Source organism: Halalkalibacter alkalisediminis, assembly GCF_028610705.1.
In the GTDB taxonomy this organism is placed as follows: domain Bacteria; phylum Bacillota; class Bacilli; order Bacillales; family Bacillaceae_D; genus Halalkalibacter; species Halalkalibacter alkalisediminis.
Genome location: NZ_JAQQWT010000001.1, coordinates 350,355 through 376,926 on the forward strand (window position 1 = coordinate 350,355; position 26,572 = coordinate 376,926).

Annotated in this window: 23 protein-coding genes; all 23 read left to right on the forward strand. The window is 38.5% G+C overall.

The features are described from left to right. Positions 1 to 2: 2 nt before the first annotated feature. Positions 3 to 725 carry a 30S ribosomal protein S2 gene (rpsB, locus tag PQ474_RS01750; RefSeq protein WP_227935835.1) on the forward strand — a complete coding sequence of 241 codons (723 nt, stop codon included), beginning with the start codon at positions 3 to 5 and terminating at the stop codon, positions 723 to 725. Between the two features lie 137 nt (positions 726 to 862). Further along, positions 863 to 1,744 carry a translation elongation factor Ts gene (tsf, locus tag PQ474_RS01755; protein WP_273840018.1) on the forward strand — a complete coding sequence of 294 codons (882 nt, stop codon included), beginning with the start codon at positions 863 to 865 and terminating at the stop codon, positions 1,742 to 1,744. 234 nt (positions 1,745 to 1,978) lie between these two features. Continuing rightward, positions 1,979 to 2,698 (forward strand): UMP kinase, encoded by a 720-nt coding sequence (gene pyrH, locus PQ474_RS01760; RefSeq protein ID WP_273840020.1) that lies wholly within the window; start codon positions 1,979 to 1,981, stop codon positions 2,696 to 2,698. After that, complete coding sequence (gene frr, locus PQ474_RS01765) at positions 2,698 to 3,255, forward strand: ribosome recycling factor (protein WP_273840022.1); 558 nt, start codon at positions 2,698 to 2,700, stop codon at positions 3,253 to 3,255. Before pyrH ends, frr begins: the two co-directional genes overlap by 1 nt. A 265-nt stretch (positions 3,256 to 3,520) precedes the next feature. Next, positions 3,521 to 4,288 carry an isoprenyl transferase gene (locus PQ474_RS01770; protein WP_273840024.1) on the forward strand — a complete coding sequence of 256 codons (768 nt, stop codon included), beginning with the start codon at positions 3,521 to 3,523 and terminating at the stop codon, positions 4,286 to 4,288. Between the two features lie 15 nt (positions 4,289 to 4,303). Continuing rightward, positions 4,304 to 5,101, forward strand: coding sequence for a phosphatidate cytidylyltransferase (locus PQ474_RS01775; RefSeq protein ID WP_273840025.1), 798 nt, complete (start codon positions 4,304 to 4,306; stop codon positions 5,099 to 5,101). 98 nt (positions 5,102 to 5,199) lie between these two features. Further along, positions 5,200 to 6,348, forward strand: a complete 1,149-nt coding sequence (locus PQ474_RS01780) for a 1-deoxy-D-xylulose-5-phosphate reductoisomerase (protein ID WP_273840027.1) — start codon at positions 5,200 to 5,202, stop codon at positions 6,346 to 6,348. Positions 6,349 to 6,369: 21 nt separating this feature from the next. Continuing rightward, positions 6,370 to 7,626 (forward strand): RIP metalloprotease RseP, encoded by a 1,257-nt coding sequence (rseP, locus tag PQ474_RS01785; RefSeq protein ID WP_273840030.1) that lies wholly within the window; start codon positions 6,370 to 6,372, stop codon positions 7,624 to 7,626. 163 nt (positions 7,627 to 7,789) lie between these two features. After that, positions 7,790 to 9,499 (forward strand): proline--tRNA ligase, encoded by a 1,710-nt coding sequence (locus tag PQ474_RS01790; protein ID WP_273840032.1) that lies wholly within the window; start codon positions 7,790 to 7,792, stop codon positions 9,497 to 9,499. A 112-nt stretch (positions 9,500 to 9,611) separates the two neighbouring features. Further along, positions 9,612 to 13,913, forward strand: coding sequence for a PolC-type DNA polymerase III (locus tag PQ474_RS01795; RefSeq protein WP_273840033.1), 4,302 nt, complete (start codon positions 9,612 to 9,614; stop codon positions 13,911 to 13,913). Positions 13,914 to 14,167: 254 nt separating this feature from the next. Beyond that, positions 14,168 to 14,638, forward strand: coding sequence for a ribosome maturation factor RimP (rimP, locus tag PQ474_RS01800; RefSeq protein ID WP_273840035.1), 471 nt, complete (start codon positions 14,168 to 14,170; stop codon positions 14,636 to 14,638). Between the two features lie 50 nt (positions 14,639 to 14,688). After that, entirely contained in the window at positions 14,689 to 15,804 is a 1,116-nt protein-coding gene (nusA, locus tag PQ474_RS01805) for a transcription termination factor NusA (protein WP_273840037.1), read from the forward strand. 16 nt (positions 15,805 to 15,820) lie between these two features. Next, on the forward strand, positions 15,821 to 16,093 hold the full coding sequence (gene rnpM, locus PQ474_RS01810; RefSeq protein ID WP_273840038.1) for an RNase P modulator RnpM: 273 nt from the start codon (positions 15,821 to 15,823) through the stop codon (positions 16,091 to 16,093). Beyond that, positions 16,090 to 16,392, forward strand: coding sequence for a YlxQ family RNA-binding protein (locus PQ474_RS01815; protein ID WP_273840040.1), 303 nt, complete (start codon positions 16,090 to 16,092; stop codon positions 16,390 to 16,392). Before rnpM ends, PQ474_RS01815 begins: the two co-directional genes overlap by 4 nt. Before the next feature lie 16 nt (positions 16,393 to 16,408). Beyond that, the gene (infB, locus tag PQ474_RS01820; protein ID WP_273840041.1) at positions 16,409 to 18,526 is read left to right on the forward strand and encodes a translation initiation factor IF-2; all 2,118 of its coding nucleotides are present in this window, start codon (positions 16,409 to 16,411) and stop codon (positions 18,524 to 18,526) included. Continuing rightward, positions 18,523 to 18,804 carry a DUF503 domain-containing protein gene (locus tag PQ474_RS01825; protein WP_273840043.1) on the forward strand — a complete coding sequence of 94 codons (282 nt, stop codon included), beginning with the start codon at positions 18,523 to 18,525 and terminating at the stop codon, positions 18,802 to 18,804. Before infB ends, PQ474_RS01825 begins: the two co-directional genes overlap by 4 nt. A 24-nt stretch (positions 18,805 to 18,828) precedes the next feature. After that, complete coding sequence (gene rbfA, locus PQ474_RS01830) at positions 18,829 to 19,179, forward strand: 30S ribosome-binding factor RbfA (protein ID WP_035665768.1); 351 nt, start codon at positions 18,829 to 18,831, stop codon at positions 19,177 to 19,179. A gap of 312 nt (positions 19,180 to 19,491) precedes the next feature. Then, positions 19,492 to 20,412 (forward strand): tRNA pseudouridine(55) synthase TruB, encoded by a 921-nt coding sequence (truB, locus tag PQ474_RS01835; RefSeq protein WP_273840051.1) that lies wholly within the window; start codon positions 19,492 to 19,494, stop codon positions 20,410 to 20,412. 26 nt (positions 20,413 to 20,438) lie between these two features. Beyond that, the gene (gene ribF, locus PQ474_RS01840; protein ID WP_273840052.1) at positions 20,439 to 21,377 is read left to right on the forward strand and encodes a bifunctional riboflavin kinase/FAD synthetase; all 939 of its coding nucleotides are present in this window, start codon (positions 20,439 to 20,441) and stop codon (positions 21,375 to 21,377) included. A gap of 138 nt (positions 21,378 to 21,515) precedes the next feature. After that, the gene (gene rpsO / locus PQ474_RS01845) at positions 21,516 to 21,785 is read left to right on the forward strand and encodes a 30S ribosomal protein S15 (protein WP_035665773.1); all 270 of its coding nucleotides are present in this window, start codon (positions 21,516 to 21,518) and stop codon (positions 21,783 to 21,785) included. A gap of 167 nt (positions 21,786 to 21,952) precedes the next feature. Continuing rightward, the gene (pnp, locus tag PQ474_RS01850) at positions 21,953 to 24,067 is read left to right on the forward strand and encodes a polyribonucleotide nucleotidyltransferase (protein ID WP_273840054.1); all 2,115 of its coding nucleotides are present in this window, start codon (positions 21,953 to 21,955) and stop codon (positions 24,065 to 24,067) included. Between the two features lie 184 nt (positions 24,068 to 24,251). After that, a complete protein-coding gene (locus tag PQ474_RS01855) occupies positions 24,252 to 25,253 on the forward strand; it encodes a polysaccharide deacetylase family protein (RefSeq protein ID WP_273840056.1) in 1,002 nt (333 codons plus the stop codon). Then, positions 25,243 to 26,481: a M16 family metallopeptidase gene (locus PQ474_RS01860; protein ID WP_390186011.1), complete on the forward strand. Its 1,239-nt coding sequence runs from the start codon at positions 25,243 to 25,245 to the stop codon at positions 26,479 to 26,481. Before PQ474_RS01855 ends, PQ474_RS01860 begins: the two co-directional genes overlap by 11 nt. Positions 26,482 to 26,572: the final 91 nt, after the last annotated feature.

The window sequence follows — 26,572 nt, forward strand, 5'->3', positions numbered from 1 at the left end:
ATGTGGCAGTAATCTCCATGAAGCAATTATTAGAAGCTGGGGTACATTTCGGTCATCAGACTCGTCGTTGGAACCCTAAGATGGATCGCTACATCTTCACAGAGCGTAACGGTATTTACATTATCGATTTACAAAAAACAGTTAAAAAGGTTGAGGAAGCGTATAACTTTGTTCGTGACTTGGCTGCTGACGGAGGGAAAATCCTTTTCGTTGGAACAAAGAAACAAGCGCAAGATTCTGTTAAAGAAGAAGCTGCGCGTTGTGGAATGTACTTCATCAATCAACGTTGGTTAGGTGGTACATTAACGAACTTTGAAACTATTCAAAAGCGTATTACTCGTCTTAAGAACCTTGAAAAAATGCAAGAAGACGGTACATTTGATGTTCTTCCTAAGAAAGAAGTTATTCTTCTTAAGAAAGAAATGGATCGTTTAGAAAAGTTCTTAGGCGGTATCAAGGACATGAAAGGTGTTCCTGACGCACTTTTTGTTATTGACCCACGTAAAGAACGCATTGCAATTGCGGAAGCTCACAAGTTGAACATCCCTATTGTTGCGATTGTAGATACAAACTGTGATCCTGATGAAATTGATTATGTGATTCCAGGTAACGATGATGCAATCCGTGCCGTTAAACTTTTAACTGGTAAAATGGCTGATGCAGTAATCGAAGCTACTTCTCAAGAAGAAGAAGTTACGGAAGTTGAAGAAACAACAACAGCTTAATTTCATTTACTCTAAGGGTGGTAAAGGGGGATTACCCTTTTACCACCTTTTTTTATGAAACTAATAGCTTTGTCAAGTGATTTTGGTTTATATGATGATTTACCTGTACATACTTACACTTTAAGGAGGCGTTTTTAATGGCAGTAACAGCAAGCATGGTAAAAGAATTACGTGAAAAAACGGGCGCAGGAATGATGGATTGTAAAAAGGCTTTAACAGAAACAAATGGTGATATGGAAAAAGCAGTTGATTTCTTACGCGAAAAAGGAATTGCAAGTGCTGCTAAAAAAGCTGACCGTGTAGCTGCAGAAGGTTTAGCTCTAGTTGTGTCTGAAGGGAATAAAGCCGTTATCGTAGAAGTTAACTCTGAAACAGATTTCGTTGCAAAAAATGAAAACTTCCAAAACTTAGTTAAAGAATTAGCTTCACATGTTCTTGCAAATTCTCCGGCATCAGTTGAAGAAGCTTTGGCTCAACCATTTGCAAATGGACAAACTGTACAAGAGTACATTAATGCTTCAATTGCTAAAATTGGTGAAAAAATTTCATTGCGTCGTTTTGAAATCGTTGAAAAAACAGATGCAGACGTATTTGGAGAATACTTACATATGGGCGGACGTATCGGTGTCTTAACTGTTGTAGGTGGTTCAAATGATGCTGAATTAGCTAAAGATGTTGCTATGCACGTAGCTGCTATTAACCCAACATATGTAACTCGTGATGAAGTATCACAAGAAGAAGTAGAGCGTGAGCGTGAAGTTCTTACTCAACAAGCACTTAATGAAGGAAAGCCTGCAAACATCGTTGAGAAAATGGTAGAGGGTCGCTTAAGTAAATATTTTGAACAAGTTTGCTTACTAGATCAAGCATTTGTTAAAGATGGAGATCAAAAAGTTGGTAAATATGTAAAGAATAAAGGCGCAGAAGTAAAGAGCTTTATCCGTTATGAAGTAGGAGAAGGCATGGAGAAACGTGAAGACAACTTTGCAGAAGAAGTAATGTCTCAAGTGAAGAAGTAATAACTAGTGAGGGGCACAATGTGTCCCTTTTTTCGGAAGTATCTAAACCTCCTCGTCTCATTGATGAGGAGTGAATAAAGGCTTTGATAATAGAGGAAAGGCTAGGCCTCTACCTTGAGTCAACTATACTTATAGCTTGAAGATGTTCTAAGTAGAAGGTGGTAAGACTCGTGGGTAAGTCCTGCTTTTTTCCTGAAATATAAATCAAAACTTCATCTGATGTCGGAGGTTTTCATGCAAACATATAAACGAGTGATTTTAAAGCTTAGTGGTGAAGCATTAGCAGGTGAACTAGGCTATGGAATCGATCCAGTTGTGATTCAATCAGTAGCTAAGCAAGTACAAGAAATAGTGGAACTAGATGTAGAAGTAGCTGTTGTAGTAGGTGGAGGAAATATTTGGCGTGGAATGGCAGGTAGCGCCAAAGGAATGGATCGTGCTACAGCGGATTATATGGGGATGCTTGCAACCGTTATGAATTCATTAGCCCTACAAGACAGTTTGGAAGACATTGGGGTTGAGACAAGAGTTCAAACATCGATTGAAATGCGTCAAGTAGCTGAACCGTATATTCGTAGAAAAGCCATTCGTCATCTAGAAAAGAAGAGAGTTGTCATCTTCGCTGCAGGAACAGGAAATCCTTACTTCTCTACAGACACAACTGCTGCACTAAGAGCGGCTGAGATTGAAGCCGAAGTCATCTTGATGGCTAAGAACAAAGTAGACGGCGTCTATAGTGCTGACCCTTCTGTGGATGCGAACGCGAAGAAGTATACAAAGATCTCCTATATGGATGTCTTAAAAGAAGGATTGGCTGTTATGGACTCAACAGCATCATCGCTTTGCATGGATAACGATATTCCACTTATTGTTTTCTCAATTATGGAAGAAGGTAACATTAAACGGGCCGTATTAGGTGAAGAAATTGGAACATTAGTAAGGGGGAATTCATAATGTCAGCAGAAATTTTAAAAGATACCGAACAGCGTATGTCAAAAGCCATTGATGCCTTAACTCGTGAATTAGCTAAATTAAGAGCGGGACGAGCAAATCCATCTTTACTTGATCGTATTACTGTTGAGTACTATGGGGCAGAAACGCCTCTTAACCAATTGGCTACCATCTCTGTACCTGAAGCACGGTTGCTATTAATTCAACCTTTTGATAAATCATCTATTGCAAACATTGAACGGGCTATTCAAATGTCAGACCTTGGGTTAACGCCTTCAAATGATGGAACTGTGATTCGTATTTCGATACCGCCTTTAACAGAAGAGCGTCGTAAAGACCTTGTTAAACTTGTGAAAAAAGCAGGTGAAGAAGCGAAGGTTGCGATTCGAAACGTTCGTCGTGATGCGAATGATGATTTGAAAAAACTCCAAAAAGACGGAGAAATGACTGAAGACGAACTTCGTCGTAGTACAGATGACGTTCAAAAGCTTACAGATAAGACGATTGTAAGAGTTGATGATGTAGCTGAAAAGAAAGAAAAAGAAATCATGGAAGTATAAGCCAGTTCCATGTAAAATAGACATAGTAAAAAGACCCTCTTTTTCTAGGGGGTTTTTTACACTTTCTTACTTGTGAATTGCCTAAGTCAGTAACTTACCCTTTTCTTAGCGATCATAAGCAATGCTGAAACAGCACATTAGTAGCGATTATGTATTAAATGTGTAGTTTAGCGGATTGTACGACACACAGATGTTATGAGTCTTAGAAAAAAAGGAAAAGCTACATGTAAGAGAACCTGCTGCTAGATAGATGGAGGGCGTCAACATGCTTGAAAAGTTATCGAAATGGAAATCGAGTTTATCTTCCCAAGAAATAAAAGATGAACTAGATCAAGCGAATATTCCGAAGCACATTGCCATTATAATGGATGGGAATGGACGTTGGGCGAAAAACAAAGGTTTACCTCGTATTGCCGGGCATCGTGAAGGAATGAAAGTCGTTAATAAAGTGGTTCAAAAAGCAAATGATCTCGGTGTGGAGGTCTTAACATTATACGCATTTTCAACGGAAAACTGGAAGCGTCCAAAGACGGAAGTGGACTATTTAATGAAGCTCCCAGAACGCTTTTTAAACAACGAGTTGCCTAAATTAATGGAAGAAAATGTGAAAGTGCGTTTAATGGGAAGTATTGAAGAATTACCGGAGCATACGAAAAAAGCTGTTTTGAAAGCAGTGAGAGAGACAGAGAATAACACTGGTTTGATTTTGAATTTTGCTTTAAATTACGGAAGCCGCTTTGAATTAATGAATGCAATTAAAAAAATTGCAAAACAAGTTGAGATGGGAACGTTGACACCGGAAGAATTAAACGAGTCAATTCTTGAAAAAAATATGATGACTGCAGAGTTACGGGATCCTGACTTGTTAATCCGCACAAGTGGAGAAATTCGGTTGAGTAACTTTATGCTTTGGCAAGTAGCCTATAGTGAATTTTGGTTTACTGATGTTTTGTGGCCGGATTTTAATGAAAAACACTTAACGGAAGCCATTGCCGTCTATCAAAAACGAGCGCGTAGGTACGGTGGCGTTTAGAAGGGGCGATGTAACATGAAACAACGAATTATTACTGGAATAATAGGTGGGGCTGCTTTCATTACAATGGTTCTACTTGGAGGATGGGTGTTTTCATTATTTATTTCTATTCTAGCTTCAGTGGCTATGATTGAACTTTTAAGAATGAAAAAGATAGCACCTGTTTCGTTAATGGGGATTGTTAGTCTATTATCGATGTGGTTACTTCTTGTACCTACTCATTGGTTTGAACTAGTTGTACCCCTAAGTTTCACTAAAGTAGAAGTTTTTATATTTGTTATATTGGTATTGTTAATGTTTACGGTTATTACGAAAAATACGTTTACTTTCGACCAGGTAGGGTTTGTTATTTTATCTTCAGTTTATGTAGGGTTTGGCTTTCATTATTTAATTATAACTCGAGACATCCCTGAACATGGTTTATATCTTGTCTTTTTTGTTTTACTACTCATTTGGACAACCGACTCTGGTGCATATTTTGTAGGGCGTAAGTGGGGGAAAAATAAGCTTTGGCCTGATATAAGCCCAAAGAAAACGATTGAAGGTTCGATTGGTGGAATTATAGCTGCAATTGTGGTGGGAACCATTTTTTATAGTTTTCTACCGATCTTTCCAAGTTATTTGACAGCTTTATTCGTCATTGTGGTTGCGTCTATCTTTGGACAACTAGGGGATTTAGTAGAATCTGCATTGAAAAGGCATTATGCAGTTAAAGATTCGGGGAACGTTCTCCCGGGTCATGGAGGAATTCTTGATCGTTTTGACAGTCTTATTTATGTCATGCCGATTCTTCACTTGCTACAATTAATTTAATGAGTAACCTAGTGTGAAGTAGCAACTAAACAGGTGTCTTTTTTCATAATGACATCAGTTCGATCTTTTAGTGATAATTTGAATTGTAGGTGAGTAAGTTGAAGCATATTAGTTTGTTAGGGGCAACAGGTTCAATTGGAACCCAGACTTTAGATGTGATTAGAAAGCATCCGAGTCACTTCAAATTAGACTCGATGTCAGTAGGACGAAATATAGATTTAGCTTTGCAACAGGTTCATGAATTTTCCCCGAACCTTTTATCAGTCCAGACAAAAGAGGACTATGACAAAGTCATACATGACGTTCCGAGTCAGACAAAGGTGGTTTATGGAGAAGAAGGCTTGGTTGAAGTCGCAACTGATCCCAAATCTGATATACTAGTTAATGCGGTGCTTGGAAGTGTGGGACTTTCACCTACATTGGCTGCGATTAAAGAAAGAAAAGCAATAGCAATAGCTAATAAAGAAACGTTGGTAACAGCGGGACATCTTGTGACATCTGCTGCTAAGGATTTTGGTGTACCACTACTCCCTGTAGATAGTGAGCATTCAGCCATCTTTCAAGCGTTAAACGGGGAGAAAAGAACTGAGATTGAAAAATTGATTTTAACTGCATCTGGAGGGAGTTTTAGGGATCGGTCGAGAGCTGAATTAGAAAATGTGACCGTTCATGAAGCTTTAAATCACCCTAATTGGTCGATGGGAGCAAAAATAACGATTGATTCAGCGACCATGATGAATAAAGGATTAGAAGTTATTGAAGCACGATGGCTTTTTGATATTCCATATGAGAAGATTGATGTTGTTTTACATAAAGAAAGTATTATCCACTCGATGGTCGAATACATAGACGGAAGTGTGATTGCTCAGTTAGGAACACCGGATATGCGTGTCCCTATTCAATATGCGTTAACCTATCCAAACCGCTTAGAATCTATTTCTAATGAGCGTCTAAATCTATGGGAGATAGGGACTTTGAATTTTAGTAAGTTAGATACGGAACGTTATCGCTGTATGTCATTTGCTTATGAAGCTGGTAAAATAGGTGGAACGATGCCGACAGTTCTTAATGCAGCAAATGAGGTAGCAGTAGCTTATTTTCTTGATAATGAACTTTCTTTCTTACAGATTGAACAAAAAATTGAACAAGCTCTAGAGAGACATCAAGCTATTTCAGAACCAACTCTAAAAGATATCATAGAAGTTGATGCAGAAACAAGAGCTTTTATCCACTCTAGTATGAAATAGGAAAGGTGGAAGGATAAACCGATGGAAACTCTATTATCAGTCATTATCATATTTGGTCTTCTTGTGTTCATACATGAATGGGGACATTTATACTTTGCAAAACGAGCAGGAATTTTGTGTAGAGAGTTTGCAATTGGATTTGGTCCAAAGATTTTTTCTTGGAAAAGAGATGAAACAGTTTACACAATTCGACTTCTGCCATTAGGTGGATTTGTTCGAATGGCGGGTGAAGATCCTGAAATGATTGATATTAAACCAGGATTTGAAATTGGGCTTGTATTTAACCAACAACGGAAAGTAAGCAAAATTATTGTAAATAATAAGTCAAAACATCCTGAAGCTCTTGTAGTACAAGTGGAGAAAATAGATCTTGAACATAAATTGACGATTGAAGCTTACAATGATGAAGGGGAAAGAATCCAGTATCAAGTTGATGAACAAGCTAAATTAGTTCAAGATGAACAGGAAACTCAAATTGCTCCTTGGAATAGACAATTTGGTTCAAAGACTGTAGGACAGCGCGCATTAGCTATTTTTGCTGGTCCCTTAATGAACTTTGTATTAGCTGTTGTTATTTTAATCGCATTTGCTTTATTTCAAGGTATGCCAGTTGATGAAGCACAAGTGGGGGATGTATCTCCAAATAGCGCGGCTTCTACAGCGGGATTATTAGAAGGTGATCGTGTACTCGCGATTGAAGGTCAGCCGATTGATACATGGGAAGAGATGACAAGCATTATTCAACAAAATCCCAACGAACCTATTGTATTTGAAGTTGAACGGAACGGACAACAAGTTACAATTCCTATAACACCGGAGGAGAGAATTGGACAATTTGGAGATCCAGAAGGTTTTGTAGGAATTGCTAGACCGACTGAATTTTCCTTATTAGGTTCTATCGTTTTTGGTTTTACTCAAACATATGCATTTATGACCATGATCTTTGAAGTGTTAGGCATGATCGTAACAGGTCAATTTTCATTAGATTATGTTGCAGGTCCTGTAGGGATATATAATTATACGGGAGAAGCCGCTGCGATGGGGATTTTTGTCCTCATGCAATGGGCTGCTGCGCTAAGCGTAAATTTAGGAATTATTAATTTATTGCCGATTCCAGCAATGGATGGAGGACGTCTAATATTTATTGGGATTGAGGCTGTTCGTGGTAAACCAATGGATCCACAAAAAGAAGGGCTTGTTCACTTCGTTGGGTTTGCTTTACTGATGCTACTGATGATTGTAGTTACCTGGAACGACATTAATAAGTTCTTTATGTAAGAGCAAGTTCAAAAAGGTTGAACTTTACCTTTTTGAACTTGCTCGAATAATGAGCGTGCAAAAGCACAGCCATTATAAACAAAAAAGCTCGAACTTTTATCTTCTTTTTTATTGTGAAAGGTAAAGTTTGAACAAAAAAGAAGAGTTGGAAAGGACATTAACAATGAGACAACGTACTTTTTTAACGCCAACACTAAGAGAAATCCCAGCAGATGCAGAAATTACAAGTCACCAACTGATGTTACGGGCTGGATTTATTAGACAAACTGCATCAGGTATTTATTCATATTTACCTCTTGGGAAAAGAGTCTTACGAAAAATAGAAGACATTATACGTAGTGAGATGGATTCAGCAGGTGGACAAGAAGTTTTGTTACCAGCGATTCAACCAGCTGAACTTTGGGAAGAGTCTGGACGTTTAGGGGATTATGGTCCCGAATTAATGAGGTTAAAGGATCGTCATAATCGTGATTTTGTTCTTGGAGCGACTCATGAAGAAGTCATTACGACTTTAGTTCGTGATGATGTTCAAACATATAAAAAACTGCCGATGAATTTATATCAAATTCAAACAAAATTCCGAGATGAACGCAGACCTAGATTTGGAGTTCTTCGTTCTCGTGAATTTATCATGAAGGATGCTTATTCTTTTGATACTTCACAGGAAGGCTTAAATGAAAGCTATCAATCCATGTATCAAGCATACCAAAACATTTTTACAAGGTGCCAATTAGATTTTCGTGCGGTTGAAGCTGATTCAGGAGCAATTGGTGGTACGGACACCCATGAATTTATGGTTCTAAGCGATATTGGTGAAGATACAATTGCCTATTCAGATTCGTCTGATTTCGCTGCAAATGTGGAAATAGCGCCTGTTTTTGTAGACTATATTAAATCAGATGTTTCTCCTTTAGAGCTTGAAACTGTTGAGACGCCAAATGTGAAAACGATTAAAGAATTAACGGCTTTTTTAAACATAAAGTCGGAGGCTACAATAAAATCACTTCTTTTCATAGTTAATGAAGAACCTGTCCTTGTACTAGTACGAGGAGACCATGAAGTCAATGAAATTAAGGTGAGAAATGCTTTTAATAAGGCAACAGCAGAATTAGCTACGCCTGAACAAACAGCTGAAATTTTGGGGTGTGAAACAGGATTTATTGGACCAATTGGTATTCCTGAAGGAGTTACTGTCATTGCTGATAAAGCGATAGAATCGATCGTTAATGGTGTTTGTGGTGCTAATGAGAAAGACAAACACTTGAAAAATGTCAATCCAGATCGTGACTTTAAAGTGAGTCGTTATGAAGATTTGAGATTAATTCAGGAAGGTGACCCTTCCCCAGATGGAAAAGGTACGATTCAATTTGCGATGGGGATCGAGGTTGGACATGTATTTAAGTTAGGCACAAAATACAGTGAAGCTCTTGGTGCTAAATACCTTGATGAGAATGGAAAATCTCAAACAATGATTATGGGATGTTACGGAATTGGGGTAACAAGAACCATTGCAGCTATTGTCGAGCAAAATCATGATGACAATGGTATTGTTTGGCCTACATCAGTAGCTCCATTTGATCTGCATTTAGTCACAATTAATGTTAAGGATGTAGATCAAAAGCAGCTTAGTGAAGAACTTTATCAAACGTTATCAGAGGAGCGATATGAGGTTCTTTATGACGATCGTCCTGAACGTGCGGGTGTTAAATTTAAAGATTCTGATTTAATAGGCTTACCTGTTCGAATAGCAGTAGGGAAAAAAGCTTCTGAAGGAGTTGTTGAAGTGAAAATCCGTAAAACAGGTGAAATGCTCGAAGTACATGTTTCTGAATTGCAGGATAAATTGAAACATATTCTTACTGAATTAAGATAATTCCTTTATAATGTATGAATGGTATCTCATGTAAATGAGGTACCATCTCTTTTCATGGGGAGAAATCCGATTTAAAATAAATACTAGAAAGTTATTGGGGAGGAATGTAAATATGTCACAAGATGAACAGCTCAGGAAAGAGCGGCTTCAATTACTTCTCCAACAATTACAAATGCCTGAACAAATAATAAAAGCACATTTCCAAGAAGCGAAGATAAGAAAGCTTGTCATTTCTAAGGAAAAAAGAGCTTGGCATTTTCATATTGAGTTACCAGTTGTGGTGCCTGCAACCGTGTATGAATTGTTCTCAGAGCGTTTACGCGTAACATTTGAACACATTGCTAGTGCTTCATTTTCGTTTCATTACGAGAACGTTAGCCTAAACGAAGCTGGTTGGATTGAGTATTGGCCTTTAATTATTTCAAGGCTTTCAAATATATCTACAGGAATCAGAGAATTATTGTCAAAACAATCTCCTTCGTTTGATGGCAAAAGACTAGTTATCCAAGTGAGAAATGAAACAGAAGCAGTCGCCTTGAAACGAAAACTTTCAGAACCATTTCAAGAAACTCTTTCTACATTAAGTTTACCTATAGTTAAAATGGATACAGACATTCGAGAATCAAAGCAAGAGTTTGACAAGTTTGTTGAGAAACGAAATGAAGAAGATCACTCGAAAGTTGTCGAAGCAATATTGGAGAAAAAGAAAGCAGAAAATCAAGCTGAAAAAGAATTAAGTGGGAAGCCATTAGTGATTGGTTATCCGATTAAGGATGATCCGATGCCTCTTGAAGCCATTGTGGATGAGGAAAGACGTGTTACAGTACAAGGTCTTGTATTTAATGCTGAAACACGAGAACTTCGAAGTGGACGAACGTTGCTAACATTTAAAATTACAGATTATACCGATTCTATTTTAGTTAAGATGTTTTCTCGAGACAAAGAAGATATTCCTCTTTTACAAGCCATTAAAAAAGGTATGTGGGTAAAGGTTCGTGGAGGAATTCAAAACGACACATTCGTTCGTGATTTGGTTATGATTGGAAATGATGTTAATCAGTTGAGCCCGGTAGAAAGAGTGGACACTGCAGATGAGGGAGAAAAACGTGTTGAGCTTCATTTGCATACGACAATGAGTCAAATGGATGGAATTGTTTCAGCGGGGAGATATGTTGAGCAAGCAGCCAAATGGGGGCACCCTGCCGTCGCTATTACAGACCATGGAATTGTACAAGCTTTCCCTGAGGCTTATTCTGCTGGGAAAAAGCATGGAATTAAGGTTCTTTATGGTCTTGAAGCCAATGTGGTGGACGATGGTGTTCCTATTGTCTACAACGAAGCACACCGCTTATTAATGGAAGAAGAGTATGTCGTTTTCGACGTTGAGACCACGGGCTTATCTGCTGTTTATAATACGATTATTGAGCTTGCAGCTGTGAAAATAAAAGGTGGCGAAATTATTGATCGGTTTGAATCGTTTGCAGACCCACATGAACCGTTAACCAATTTAATCATTGAACTTACTGGTATTACAGACGATATGGTTAAAGGACAGCCAGAAGTAGGAGATGTGCTTCGTAAATTCAAAGAATTTACAGGCGATGCAATATTAGTAGCGCACAATGCTAGTTTTGATATGGGGTTCTTAAATGTAGGGTATCAGAAAATTGGCTTAGAAGAAGCCAAGAATCCGGTCATTGATACGCTTGAATTAGGCCGATTTTTATATCCTGAATTTAAAAATCACCGCCTAAATACGCTATGTAAAAAGTTTGATATTGAACTAGTTAGTCATCACAGAGCGATTTATGATGCCGAAGCGACAGGCTATTTGCTTTGGAAAATGGTCAAAGATGCGAATGAACGAGAGATCGAGTATCATGACCAATTAAATGAGCATATGGGCCAAGGGAATTTTCATCGTCAACGTCCCGCTCATTGTACGATTTTAGCACAGACACAAGAGGGGTTGAAGAATCTCTATCAACTTGTTTCAATGTCTCATGTTGATTATTTTTTCCGAACACCTAGGATTCCAAGGTCTCAATTACAAAAGCTTAGAAAAGGCCTATTAATAGGTTCTGCATGTGATAAGGGAGAAGTTTTTGAAGGGATGATGCAAAAATCTCCTGAAGAAGTGGAAGAAATCGCTAAATTTTATGATTACTTAGAGATACAACCACTGGCCACTTATCAACACTTAATTGAGAAAGAATTAGTTAAAAATGAAGAATCTCTAAAAGAAATTGTTTTAAATATTTTACAGCTAGGTGACAAACTAAATAAACCAGTTGTGGCTACTGGAAATGCCCATTACCTCGATGAAGAAGATTATATTTATCGGAAAATACTAATTGCTTCTCAAGGAGGGGCAAATCCTCTTAATAAACAGACGTTACCTGAGGTTCATTTCCGGACGACGGATCAAATGATAGAAGCCTTTTCGTTTTTAGGTGAAGAAAAAGCCAAGGAAGTGGTAGTAACCAACACGCAGAAAGTGGCAAACTTAATAGAAGAAATTCACCCGATTCCAGATCAGTTGTACACTCCAAAAATTGAGGGTGCCGATGAAGAAGTTAGAGAGATGAGTTACAAGCGTGCTAGAAGCATTTACGGTGAAGAGTTACCAGAAATTGTTGAGGCTAGAATTGAGAAAGAATTAAAGAGTATCATCGGCCACGGGTTTGCTGTTATCTACTTAATCTCTCATAAACTTGTTAAAAAATCACTGATTGATGGCTATTTAGTAGGTTCTCGTGGTTCGGTTGGGTCTTCTCTTGTAGCGACATTAACTGAGATAACAGAAGTAAATCCATTGCCACCACATTATGTTTGCCCGAACTGTCACCATTCTTATTTCTTTGATGATGGTTCTGTTGGATCTGGGTTTGACTTGCCTGATAAGGACTGCCCTGAGTGTGGAACCGCGTATGTAAAAGATGGTCAAGATATACCGTTTGAAACGTTCTTAGGGTTCAAGGGTGACAAAGTACCAGATATCGATTTGAACTTCTCAGGGGAATACCAACCGAGAGCGCATCACTATACAAAAGAATTGTTTGGTGAAGAATATGTGTACCGTGCCGGAACGATTGGAACGGTTGCAGAGAAAACAGCTTATGGATACGTAAAAGGCTATCAAAATGATCATAATTTACAAATGCGTGGTGCAGAAATTGATAGATTAGTGTCTGGTTGTACAGGTGTTAAACGTACGACTGGTCAACATCCAGGGGGAATTATTGTTGTCCCAGATTATATGGATATTCATGACTTTAGTCCGATCCAATTTCCGGCCGATGATAAAAATTCAGAATGGAAAACAACACACTTTGACTTCCATTCGATTCATGACAATCTTTTAAAACTTGATATTTTAGGCCATGATGATCCAACCGTTATCCGAATGCTGCAAGATTTAAGTGGAATTGATCCGAAAACGATCCCGACAGATGATCCTGAAGTAATGAAAATATTTAGCGGACCAGATGTGTTGGGGGTAGATGAAGAACAGATTATGTGTAAGACTGGGACGTTAGGTATTCCGGAATTTGGTACAAGGTTCGTTCGTCAAATGCTTGAAGAAACGAAACCGAGTACATTCTCAGAACTGGTTCAGATTTCGGGCCTTTCACACGGAACGGACGTTTGGCTTAACAATGCAAATGAATTGATTTATAACGGTACGTGTGAATTAAAAGACGTAATCGGTTGTCGTGACGATATTATGGTCTATCTTATTTACAAAGGATTAGAACCTTCATTGGCCTTCAAGATTATGGAATCAGTTCGTAAAGGGAAAGGGCTGCCGCCAGAATGGATAGAAGAAATGAAGAAACAAGATGTCCCTGATTGGTATATTGGCTCATGTTTGAAAATTAAGTACATGTTCCCAAAAGCCCATGCTGCCGCCTATGTATTAATGGCAGTAAGAATTGCGTACTTCAAAGTACATCATCCTATTTTGTATTATGCATCTTATTTTACGGTCCGGGCCGATGACTTTGATCTAGACACAATGATTAAAGGGTCCGCGCCTATCAAAGCAAAGATCCAAGAAATTAATGCAAAAGGGTTGGATGCTGCTCCTAAAGAAAAAGCAGTCCTCACGGTTCTCGAATTAGCATTAGAAATGTGTGAGAGAGGTTATTCATTCCAAAAAGTTGATCTTTACAGATCAAGTGCAACAGAATTCATCGTTGAAGGTAATTCACTGCTTCCTCCATTTAATGCGATGACTGGGGTAGGGACGAATGCGGCTCATAATATTGTTAAAGCGAGACAGGAAAGAGAATTCTTATCAAAAGAGGACTTACAACAGCGAAGCAAATTAACAAAAACAGTGCTTGAACATCTTGATGAGCATGGCTGTTTAGAGGGGATGCCTGACTCCAATCAGCTATCTTTATTTTAGTTTAAGTATACTCTAAACCTTGCCTCTACAGAGCTTGTGAACACAGTAGCTTTGTTGCAATGAATAGCAGAGTATGGTATTGTGTTTATGGTAATACTTAGAATATGGTAAACAATAAGAGTGGGGGAACCCACTCTTTCGTTGTTCGCTCTACTTTATTTTTTGTTTAAAGAGATGTAGCTAAAGACAAGCCTTTGGCTGTTAGCAGTTACTAATTTATATATTGAATAGTAGAACAGCGAGGAGGGTACAGAGTGAGTACGAAAGTAACCGAAGTAACAAGTGAAATAGTTACACCGATATTAGAAGAACTTCATTTGGAGTTAGTTGATGTTGAGTTCAAAAAAGAAGGACCTAATTGGTTTCTTCGCATCTTCATTGATTCTGAAAAAGGAGTCGATCTTGAGGACTGCGGACAAGTAAGTGAGAAGTTGAGTGAAAAGCTTGACGAATTAGATCCAATTCCACAAGCCTATTTTCTCGAAGTTTCTTCTCCAGGTGCAGAACGACCATTAAAAAAAGAAAAAGACTTGCAAAAAGCTGTTGGGAAAAATGTTTACATTTCAACATACGAGCCAATTGATGGCGAAAAAGCCTTTGAAGGCAAATTAGTTAGCTTTAATGGTGAAACGTTAGAAGTAGAAGTGAAGATTAAGACCCGCAAAAAAGTTTATTCAATTCCATATGAAAAAGTAGCAAACGCTAGATTAGCGATTATCTTTTAGATCAAGACGTTATTAAAGGTCTTGGCAATTGAAAGGGGGAAACGAAATCCATGAATAGCGAATTTATGGATGCATTAGCAACGTTAGAAAGAGAAAAAGGGATTAAGAAAGATATTATTATTGAGGCTATTGAAGCTGCCCTTATTTCAGGATACAAACGCAACTTTAATCAAGTTCAAAATGTACGTGTTGATGTGAATCGAGACAACGGAAGTATCCGCGTCTTTGCAAGAAAAACTGTAGTTGAAGAGGTGTTCGACGCTAGGCTTGAAATTTCAATTGATGAGGCACAAAAAATCAATCCGAGTTATGAGGTTGATGATGTTGTTGAAATCGAAGTGACACCTAAGGACTTCGGCCGAATTGCAGCTCAAACAGCGAAACAAGTTGTTACACAACGTGTTCGAGAAGCGGAACGTGGTATCATTTACTCGGACTTTATTGACCGTGAAGAAGATATTATGACAGGGATTGTTCAGCGCCAAGATCATCGTTTTATATATGTCGATTTAGGGAAAGTAGAAGCATTACTACCATTAAGTGAGCAAATGCCAAATGAAACCTATAAGCATAATGACCGGATTAAAGCCTATATTACAAAAGTTGAGAAAACAACGAAAGGGCCACAAATTTTAATTTCACGTACACATCCAGGTCTGTTAAAGCGTCTGTTTGAACTTGAAGTTCCTGAAATTTATGATGGAACAGTCGAAATTAAGTCTGTATCTCGTGAAGCTGGAGATCGCTCAAAGATAGCTGTACATGTAGATAATCCTGAGGTAGATCCTGTAGGTGCCTGTGTTGGACCTCGTGGTCAACGAGTACAAACGATTGTTAATGAACTTAAAGGTGAAAAGATTGACATTGTTCGTTGGTCTGAAGATCCAGTTGAATATGTTGCAAACGCGTTAAGTCCTTCAAAGGTGCTTAAAGTTAACGTGAATGAAGAAGAGAAAATGACTCAAGTTATTGTTCCTGATTATCAATTGTCGCTTGCGATTGGTAAACGCGGTCAAAATGCCAGATTAGCGGCAAAGTTGACAGGCTGGAAAATCGATATTAAGAGTGAATCAGATGCACGTGAACTAGGTTTGTTGAGTGAAGAAGACGAGATTTTAACTGACTCATCGTCTGAAGCTGTATTTGTTTCAAACGAAGAAGAATAAAAAGGGGATGGAGCAAGTGAAACAACGTAAAGTTCCTCTTCGAAAATGCATTGTAACAAATGAAATGAAGCCTAAACAAGAATTAATTCGTATCGTTCGTTCGCCAGAAGGAGAAGTATCTATTGATTTAACTGGAAAGAAGAACGGTAGAGGCGCTTATATTAGCAATAATGATGAAAGTTTTGAATTAGCTAAGAAGAAAGATGTTTTATCAAGGCAATTACAAGTCAAAGTAGACCCACATATTTACGATGAATTGCACGCGGCTAGTAAACGGAGTCGCAAATGATCGAAAAATGGATTTCATTACTAGGACTTGCAGCGCGAGCAAGAAAGCTTGTAACAGGGGAAGAGCTCGTCTTAAAAGAGGTCAGAAGGAAATCGGTAAGGCTTGTCCTTTTGTCTTCTGATGCTGCAGAACAAACAAAGAAAAAGGTATTGGACAAATGCGCTCATTACAATATACCGGTTCGGATAGTGTCTGATCGTACAACGCTAGGGCAAGCTATCGGAAAAGCGGAGAGAGTCGTCATTGGTGTAATGGATGATGGATTTGCGAAGAAAATGAACGCATTACTGGACCAATGATTCTGGAGGTAAATATATGAAAAAAATGCGAATATATGAGTATGCTAAAGAAAAAGACGTGGCGAGTAAAGTAATTATTGATAAGTTGACTGATTCAGGATTTTCTGTTTCCAATCATATGTCAGTGATTGATGAGAAGATGATGGAAACGTTAGAAGGAACAAAATCAAATTCTAATGTTGCCACTGATACAAAGAAAACAGACAAGAGCGACACTCGTCCTCAAAAGCAACAAAAAAATGATGGGAAACGTAATCCATCAAAGCCGTTTAACAATAACAATAATAATAACAACAAAAAAGGCCAACAAAACCGCGGAAATAAACAACAACGTGGAGGTCAAGTACAACAGAAGCAAGAGCCACCAAAACCAAAACCACTACCGGATAAGATTACGTATGTAGGCTCATTAACCGTGGGAGAATTAGCGAAGAAACTACATAAGGAACCATCTGAATTAATTAAAAAATTAATGTTCCTTGGTGTAATGGCTACGATCAATCAAGAGTTAGATAAAGATTCGATTGAATTGATTGCCGGTGATTACGGTGTTGAAGTTGAGGAAGAAATTGTTATAGATGAAATGGATTTCGAAAGTTATGTAGATGAAGATAAAGAGGAAGACTTACAAGAGAGACCTCCTGTCGTAACGATTATGGGTCACGTTGACCATGGTAAAACTACGTTACTTGATTCGATTCGTCATACTAAAGTAACTGAAGGCGAAGCTGGAGGAATCACGCAACACATCGGTGCCTATCAAATTGAATCAAACGGTAAGAAAATTACTTTCCTTGATACACCTGGACACGCAGCTTTTACAACAATGCGTGCTCGTGGAGCTCAAGTTACCGATATTACGATTCTTGTTGTCGCTGCTGATGATGGTGTGATGCCTCAAACGAAAGAAGCAATTAGTCATGCGAAGGCTGCAGGTGTACCAATTATTGTAGCTGTGAATAAAATTGATAAAGAAGCTGCAAATCCAGATCGAGTTATGCAAGAATTAACAGAATTTGAACTTGTCCCAGAAGCTTGGGGCGGTGAAACGATTTTTGTAAATGTGTCAGCTCTTGCAGGAACTGGTATTGATGAGCTTCTTGAGATGGTTCTACTTGTCTCTGAAGTAGAAGAATTAAAAGCAAATCCTGATCGACTAGCTCGTGGTACTGTTATTGAAGCAGAGCTTGATAAAGGGCGCGGAGCTGTTGCAACACTTCTCGTTCAAAGTGGTACGTTGAAAGTAGGAGATCCAATTGTGGTTGGATCATCTTTCGGACGCGTTCGTGCAATGGTTAATGACCTTGGTCGTCGTGTGAAAGAAGTAGGGCCATCAACTCCTGTTGAAGTTACAGGACTTAATGAGGTGCCGCTTGCTGGTGATCAATTCCAAGCATTTGCTGATGAGAAAAAAGCTCGCCAAATTGGTGAAGCTAGGTCTTCTCGTCAACGCGAAGCAAACCTTGCTGAGAACTCTAAAGTTAGCTTAGATGATCTCTTTAATCAGATTCAGCAAGGTGAGGTTAAAGATATTAACATCATTATTAAAGCAGATGTGCAAGGTTCAGTTGAGGCTATGCGCGGTTCACTAGAAAAGATTGATGTTGAAGGTGTTAAAGTCAATATCATTCATACGGGTGTAGGAGCCATTACTGAATATGACGTTATGCTTGCATCTGCATCGAATGGAATTGTGATTGGATTTAACGTACGTCCTGATGTTAATGCAAAACGGACAGCTGAAGCTGAAAAAGTAGACATCCGACTTCATCGTGTCATTTACAATGCGATCGATGAGATTGAAGCTGCGATGAAGGGAATGCTTGATCCTGAATTTGAAGAGAAAGTCATTGGTCAAGTTGAAGTAAGAACCACTTTTAAAGTATCAAAGGTTGGTACAATTGCTGGTGCTTATGTTACAGAGGGTAAGGTAACTAGAGATTCTACGGTTCGTCTTATTCGCGATGGAATTGTCGTGTATGAGGGTTCAATCAATGCGCTTAAACGATTTAAAGATGATGCTAAGGAAGTCGCTGCTGGTTACGAGTGTGGAATCACGCTTGAGAACTATAACGATATTAAAGAAGGCGACATCATTGAGGCGTATGTGATGGAGGAAATCGAACGTAAATGATCATAGGTTCTGTCCGTCTAGAACTTCTTATTTACGATGCTCAATCCTTAAAAGAAAAGCGTTCCGTTTTAAAAAGTATTCAAACTAGATTAAAGCAACGATTTAATATATCAGTTGCTGAAACGGATCATCATGATGTTTGGCAACGTGCTGAGCTAACGATGGTGACTGTCTCTAATGACCGTGCTGTTTGTGAGCGAGAACTACAAAAAGCACTTGCGTTGATTGACAGCCAACCTGAGGCGGAAAGAACGGTCACAGACTATGAATGGCTGTAATGCAAAAGAGCAGGGGTGAATGAGATGAGTAATGTTCGAGCACACCGTGTCGGTGAACAAATGAAAAAAGAACTAAGCGATATTATTATGCGTGAATTAAAGGATCCTCGTGTTAGCTTTGTGACAGTAACAGGTGTAGATGTTACTGGAGATCTTCAACAAGCAAAGGTATTTATTACGGTGCTTGGAAGTGATGAACAAAAAGAGGCAACTCTTCAAGCTTTGTCAAAAGCCAAAGGATTTATTCGCTCTGAAATCGGAAAAAGAATTCGACTTCGTAAAACACCAGATATCTTTTTTGAATTTGATGAATCGATTGAATACGGTAACCGAATAGAAACGCTTTTACAAGATCTAAATAGAAACCAAAGGTAATGGTAGGATAGGAGGGCTAAAGCTCTTCTATCCTTTTAGCTTTTTTCCAAAAGGATGGTTTTCCCTTTTGGAAAAAAAGCTATGCACTGAGCGGAGCCGCCGCAGGATTTCAAGCCAGTTACGAGTGGTCTTTTCGTAACTAGCGCGCGGCGAGTGTAGCCAGTGCAAACCATGTACGCAGAAATCATGGCAGAAGGGTGGTTTTCCCTTTTGGAAAAAAGCTATGCACTGAGCGGAGCCTATTGCAGGCAGATTCGTGTAGCGTTAAACTATACTAACAATTTACGTACATAATTAAATTCGGAGGAAAACATGAACCCAAATGGCATTTTAATTCTTCACAAACCAAGAGGAATGACCTCACATGATTGTGTAATGAAAATAAGACGATTATTTCAAACAAAGAAAGTTGGACATACAGGTACGTTGGATCCTGATGTAAATGGGGTGCTTCCGATTTGTATCGGAAAAGCAACAAAAGTCGTTGAGTATATGTCCGGTTATTCAAAGCAGTATGAAGGTGAAGTGACGATTGGATTCTCAACGACAACTGAAGATAAGAGTGGCGAGAAAGTTGAGTCGAAGAAAGTTGTGGAACAATGGTCAACATCATTTATTAAAGGTATATTAGCAGAATTTGAAGGTGACATTGTTCAAATACCTCCTATGTACTCAGCTGTAAAAGTAAATGGGAAAAAACTGTATGAATATGCTCGTGCTGGTAAAGAAGTAGAACGTCCAGAAAGAAATATAACGATCCATTCAATTGAATTGCTTTCGGAACTCACGTATGAAAACGACACTGCGTCATTTCGTTTTCGTGTTCATTGTAGCAAAGGGACGTATGTTCGGACATTAGCGGTTGATATTGGTCGGAAACTGGGTTATCCAGCTCATATGTCTGATTTAGTTCGGACGTTATCTGGACCATATCAACTTGAAGACAGTTTTACTTTTGAAGATCTAGAGTTGAAAAAGGAATTAGGCACATTAACAGAAGTACTAATTCCATTCGATACTGCGGTTGGTTATTTGCCTAAAGTAGTTGTAGATTCGGAAACAGAGAGGAAAATAAAGAATGGTTCAGTGATTCCAGTCAAGAAAGGATTAGAACAAAATCGATTTACCGTTTATAATGAAAAAGGAGAATGTTTAGCTGTTTATAAGCGTCATCCAACAAAGGAGGGGCTCATTAAACCGGAAAAAATGTTTTGGACTGGCGAGTCAGTCTAGAAAACGCAATGAAAAGGGGATTCTTTATGGATACCATTTATTTAAATCATCCTATAGATAAAGGCAAATTAAAGATTGTTCCAACTGTAATGGCATTAGGATTCTTTGATGGCGTTCACAAAGGCCATCAAGCTGTTATCAGTGCAGCAATCGATAAAGCGAAGGAGTTAGGAACAACCGCTTCTGTGATGACTTTTAACCCTCATCCAAAAGAAGTACTAAGAAAACAAGAAAATCAAATGAAGTATTTAACGCCATTACCTGAGAAAATAAAAAAGATTAAGCAACTTGGTGTGGATACATTATATATTGTGCATTTTACTAAGGAGTTTGCGGATTTAACTCCACAGGAATTTGTAGACGACTATTTAATCGATATGAATGTGGTTCATGCGGTGGCTGGTTTTGATTTTACATATGGTTCATTAGGAAAAGGCACGATGGAGACTCTTCCTTTTCATGCACGTAATCGTCTACGTTCTACAATTGTGGAAAAGTTAGAAGCTGATAATGAAAAGGTTAGCTCATCTCGAATACGTCAACTATTAAGTAATGGAGAAGTCGAAGCAGTAACAGAATTATTAGGTGAGACTTATCTTATTAGGGGTACGGTTGTGGATGGCGAGAAGAGAGGAAGAACCATTGGTTTTCCAACAGCAAATATTCAGCCGAAGGATCGCTTCATTATACCAAAAACGGGGGTATACGCTGTCACATTAACGGTACGAGATGAAGAATTTTCTGGAGTCTGTAATGTAGGATTTAAGCCTACGTTCCATAATGAGGCGAACGAACCGACCATTGAGGTGCATCTTTTCTCTTTTGATCGAGATATATACGGAGAAGATGTTAGTTTAAGTTGGCATTATCGTATAAGAGATGAACAAAAATTCCTTAATGTAGATGACCTCATTAAGCAAATTAATCTAGATAAAGAGAAGGCTATGTCTTTATTGCCACTATAAGATTTAATTGTAACTTGCATTTCACAACAAAAGAATGTATAGTATTCCTTGTACGTCAAGTACACATCCGTTTCTTGGCAGATCGAGTCACCGACGTTTGCTAGGGAATAGGAGTTAAAGAAAAGGGAGGTGAATAGGATGGCTTTAACACAAGAGCGCAAGAATGAGTTAATCGCTGATTTTAAAACGCATGACACGGACACTGGTTCTCCAGAGGTTCAGGTTGCTATCCTAACAGAGCAAATCAACACATTAAATGAGCATTTACGTACTCATAAGAAAGATCACCATTCACGTCGTGGTCTTCTAAAAATGGTTGGTCAACGTCGTAATCTGTTAACATACTTACGTAATAAGGATGTAACACGTTACCGTAACCTAGTTGACAAGCTTGGCTTACGCCGATAATCGTGATAAAAGCGGGAGATAATCCCGCTTTTTTCTTGATTGTTTAACATTGGAAATTTCTCTAAATCTAACCAATGAACGTTCAATATTTTAAATTCTATTGAATTAGGTAATAATACATGATAGGTATGAAAATGAATAATGGTGTACGAGAGGAGTACGCGTAAATGGAACAAACAAAACACGTATTTAAAATGGAATGGGCTGGACGAGAATTAACAGTCGAAACAGGTCAATTAGCTAAACAAGCTAATGGTGCTGTCCTAGTCCGCTATGGTGATTCAGCTGTATTATCAACTGCAACTGCCTCTAAAGAACCAAAAGATCTTAATTTCTTCCCTCTAACGGTTAATTACGAGGAACGACTTTATGCAGCAGGGAAAATCCCTGGTGGTTTTATTAAGCGTGAAGGACGTCCTAGTGAACGTGCTATTTTAACAAGCCGTCTAATTGACCGTCCTATTCGACCTCTATTTCCAGATGGTTTCCGTAACGAAGTGCAAGTTATTAGTATCGTTATGAGTTCAGATCCAAACGCATCGTCTGAAATGGCAGCTATGATTGGTTCGTCATTAGCTCTTTCTGTATCAGATATCCCTTTTGATGGACCAATTGCAGGAGTAACGGTGGGACGATTGGACGGTAAATACATTATTAACCCCACAACAGAGCAGCTTGAACAAAGTGATATCGACTTAGTAGTAGCTGGAACAAAAGAAGCGATTAACATGGTTGAAGCTGGAGCAGACCAAGTAACAGAAGAAGTCATGTTAGAAGCTATTATGTTTGGGCATGAAGAAATTAAAAAGCTTATCGCATTCCAAGAGGAAATTGCCACAGCTGTAGGGAAAGAGAAATCAGAAGTCCAATTAAAGCAAGTTGATTCTGAACTTGAGCAAGAGGTTCGAACTTTAGCTGAAGCTGAATTAAAAGAAGCGGTACAAGTACAAGAAAAGCATGCACGTGCTGAAGCGATTGATGCTGTCAAGAACAAAACTGTTGAATCATTTGAAGAGCGTGAAGACATTAATCTAGGTGACGTGAAAGAAGTATTACATAAAATTGTAAAGGAAGAAGTACGTCGTCTTATTACAATTGATAAAGTTCGTCCAGATGGACGTAGAGTTGATGAAATTCGTCCTCTTGCGTCACAAGTAGATCTTCTTCCACGTACACATGGATCGGGTCTTTTTACAAGAGGTCAGACTCAAGCTTTAAGTATTTGTACACTAGGTGCTCTTGGTGATGTTCAAATTTTAGATGGTCTTGGGATTGAAGAATCAAAACGATTCATGCATCATTATAATTTCCCTCAATTCAGTGTTGGGGAAACAGGTCCTATTCGTGGCCCAGGTCGTCGTGAAATTGGACATGGTGCACTAGGTGAACGTGCTCTTGAGCCAATAATCCCAAATGAAAATGATTTCCCGTACACGATTAGACTAGTGTCAGAAGTGTTAGAATCAAATGGTTCTACATCTCAGGCGAGTATCTGTGCAAGTACGTTAGCTATGATGGATGCGGGGGTACCTATTAAAGCGCCAGTTGCCGGGATTGCAATGGGTCTTGTTAAGCACGAAGAACATGTCTCTGTTTTAACGGATATTCAAGGAATGGAAGATGCGTTAGGAGATATGGACTTTAAAGTGGCAGGAACAAGTGAAGGAATTACAGCACTGCAAATGGATATTAAAATCTCTGGTATTAATCGTGAGATTTTAGAAGAAGCACTAGCGCAAGCTAAAAGAGGTCGTATGGTTATTCTCGAAAACATGCTTTCGGCTATAGGAGAAACGAGAAAAGAACTTTCAACTTATGCTCCTAAAATTATGACAATGAAGATTAACCCTGATAAAATTCGCGATGTCATTGGACCAAGTGGAAAAATGATCAATAAGATTATCGAAGAAACAGGCGTTAAAATTGATATTGAACAAGACGGTACTGTTTACATTTCTTCTGTAGAAATGTCAATGAATGAAAAGGCTCGTTCAATTATTGAAGATATTGTGCGTGAAGTTGAGGTTGGACAAACCTACCTAGGTAAAGTAAAACGAATTGAAAAATTTGGTTGCTTTGTTGAATTATTCAAGGGTAAAGATGGTTTAGTTCACATTTCTCAATTAGCTGAAGAACGTGTTGAAAAAGTTGAGGATGTAGTGAAGCTAGGCGATGAAATGCTTGTCCGTGTTACAGAAGTAGACAACCAAGGAAGAGTAAACCTTTCACGCAAGGTCATCCTAAAAGAAGAAAAAGAACGCAAGCAGCAAGCACAGAAGTAAAAAGAGGAGACTGGGGAATGGACCTAGTCTCTTTTTTTGAATCATATTGGATGAAATGTGTACCAAACTTTATATGTCTTGCATAAACTACTTATCGTCTACGAGCCTTGTTTATATGAACATCCATTTCCCGTTCTAACCTGTCCTAAATTTGCATACAATCGCACTAGAGGAGGGACAGGTGATGAAAAAAAAGGTGATTCATGTAAGTGTGTTCTGTCTCATTATCATCCTCTCGTTCGGAGCAGTCCAAAATCCATTTACTCTCAATTATATCGGCGAGCTAAAGAGTGAAAGTCAAATGGTTTTGAAAGAACAGGACTCTCTATACGAGGAGATAGTAGCCAGATCTGAGTCTTATCTTCAACCAGCTAGAGATGCAAGGATTGATAAAGTATGGAAAGCTATACCAGGATATAATGGCTTAGAGGTTGACGTAGAGGCTTCGTATGATAAGATGAAAAAGCTTAATGTATTTGACGAGAAGAGACTTGTCTTTAAAGAAACGAGTCCGAACGTCCATCTAGATGATTTAGCCCCCTCACCAATATATAAGGGGAATGAACATAAGCCGGTAGTGACTTTCCTTGTGAATGTTGCATGGGGAAATGAGTATTTACCAGACATTCTTAAAACATTGAAAAAGCATGAACTACATACAACATTTTTTTTAGATGGTTCATGGGTTAAAAATAATCCTAACCTTGCCACGATGCTAAAAGAAGAAGGGCATGAGATTGGGAATCATGCTTATTCTCATCCAGATATGAGCAAGTTAACAGTAAGTCGGATTCAAGAAGAGATCGAAAAAACAAATTCTGTCATTGAAGCAACGATAGATGTTACACCTAAGTGGTTTGCCCCACCAAGTGGGAGTTTTAACCAGACAGTGGTCGATCAAGCTCGTAAACACGGGATGCATACCATTCTTTGGTCTGTTGACACCGTTGATTGGCGGAAACCTAATCCTAGTGAAATGGTGAACCGTGTTTTATCGAAAGTGCACAACGGTGCAATGATTTTAATGCATCCAACAGAACCAACAGCAGAAGGTCTAGAAGCCTTAATAACTGGTATTCAGGAAAAAGGATATAGGATTGGTACCGTTTCTGAAGTTTTATCAGAAGAGCGAGTCACGTTAGGTGTAACCCTTGATGACAATAGGGGGACTAATTTTGATAACTAGAATAGAATTAGATAATGGTGTTCGAATCTTGGCGGAAAATATTCCAACCGTTCGTTCAGTTTCCATAGGAGTATGGATTGGAACGGGTTCTCGCTTTGAGAAAAAAGAAGAGAATGGGATCTCGCATTTTTTGGAACATATGTTTTTTAAAGGGACAAAAAAGAGAACGGCAGCTGAGATTGCAGAATCCTTCGATCGAATTGGTGGACAGGTAAATGCCTTTACGTCGAAAGAGTATACTTGTTACTACGCAAAAGTTCTTGACGATCATGCGGAATACGCAGTTGATGTCCTGTCGGATATGTTCTTTAACTCTGTGTTTGATGAAACAGAATTAAAAAAAGAAAAAAATGTTGTATTTGAAGAAATAAAAATGGTTGATGATACTCCTGATGATATCGTTCATGACTTACTTAGTGAAGCCAGCTATGGAAATCATGCGTTAGGCTATCCTATTTTAGGAACAGTCGACACGTTAGAAACGTTTAATGGAGACGCTCTTAGGGATTATATGGCACGCTTTTATACAGGAGATCATGTCGTGATCTCGATTGCTGGAAACATCACAGAGGAAGTAATAGATCAGTTAAAAGAAACATTTTCAATGGTCAAGCCAACAACGTACCAACATCAAGGTGAACGTCCAACGTTTCTTGCCAACACTATGGTTCGAAAAAAAGAAACGGAACAAGCACATCTCTGCCTAGGGTACCCAGGGCTCGCAATTGGAGAAAAAAATGTCTATGCACTTGTTCTTTTAAATAACCTACTCGGAGGAAGCATGAGTAGCCGTTTATTTCAAGAGATCCGTGAAAAGAGAGGCTTATGTTATTCCGTTTTCTCCTACCATTCTTCTTATCAAGACAGTGGAATGTTAACCATTTATGCTGGAACAGCTCATGCTCAACTAGATGAATTAACGAAATCCTTGTTAGAAACGGCCTCTGTGTTAGCGGAGGAAGGAATGACAGACAAAGAATTAAGAAATGGAAAAGAACAACTTAAAGGAAGCTTAATGCTTAGTCTAGAAAGTACGAATAGCCGTATGAGTAGAAATGGAAAAAATGAATTGCTGCTAAAGAAGCATCGCACTTTAGATGATATCGTCAATGAAATTGACCAAGTGACACTATCTGATGTGAACCAATTAGCATTATCTATCCTTAAAGAAAAGCCTTCTATTTCGTTAATTAACACTACAGGTATCCTTCCGACTGCCTTGGAGTAGAATAACTAAAGAATCTTCGTCCTAAGACGTTAGCTGAATAGTAAAATTGAAAATGACTAGACTATTTATCGGTAGCCTGGTCTTTTTTACT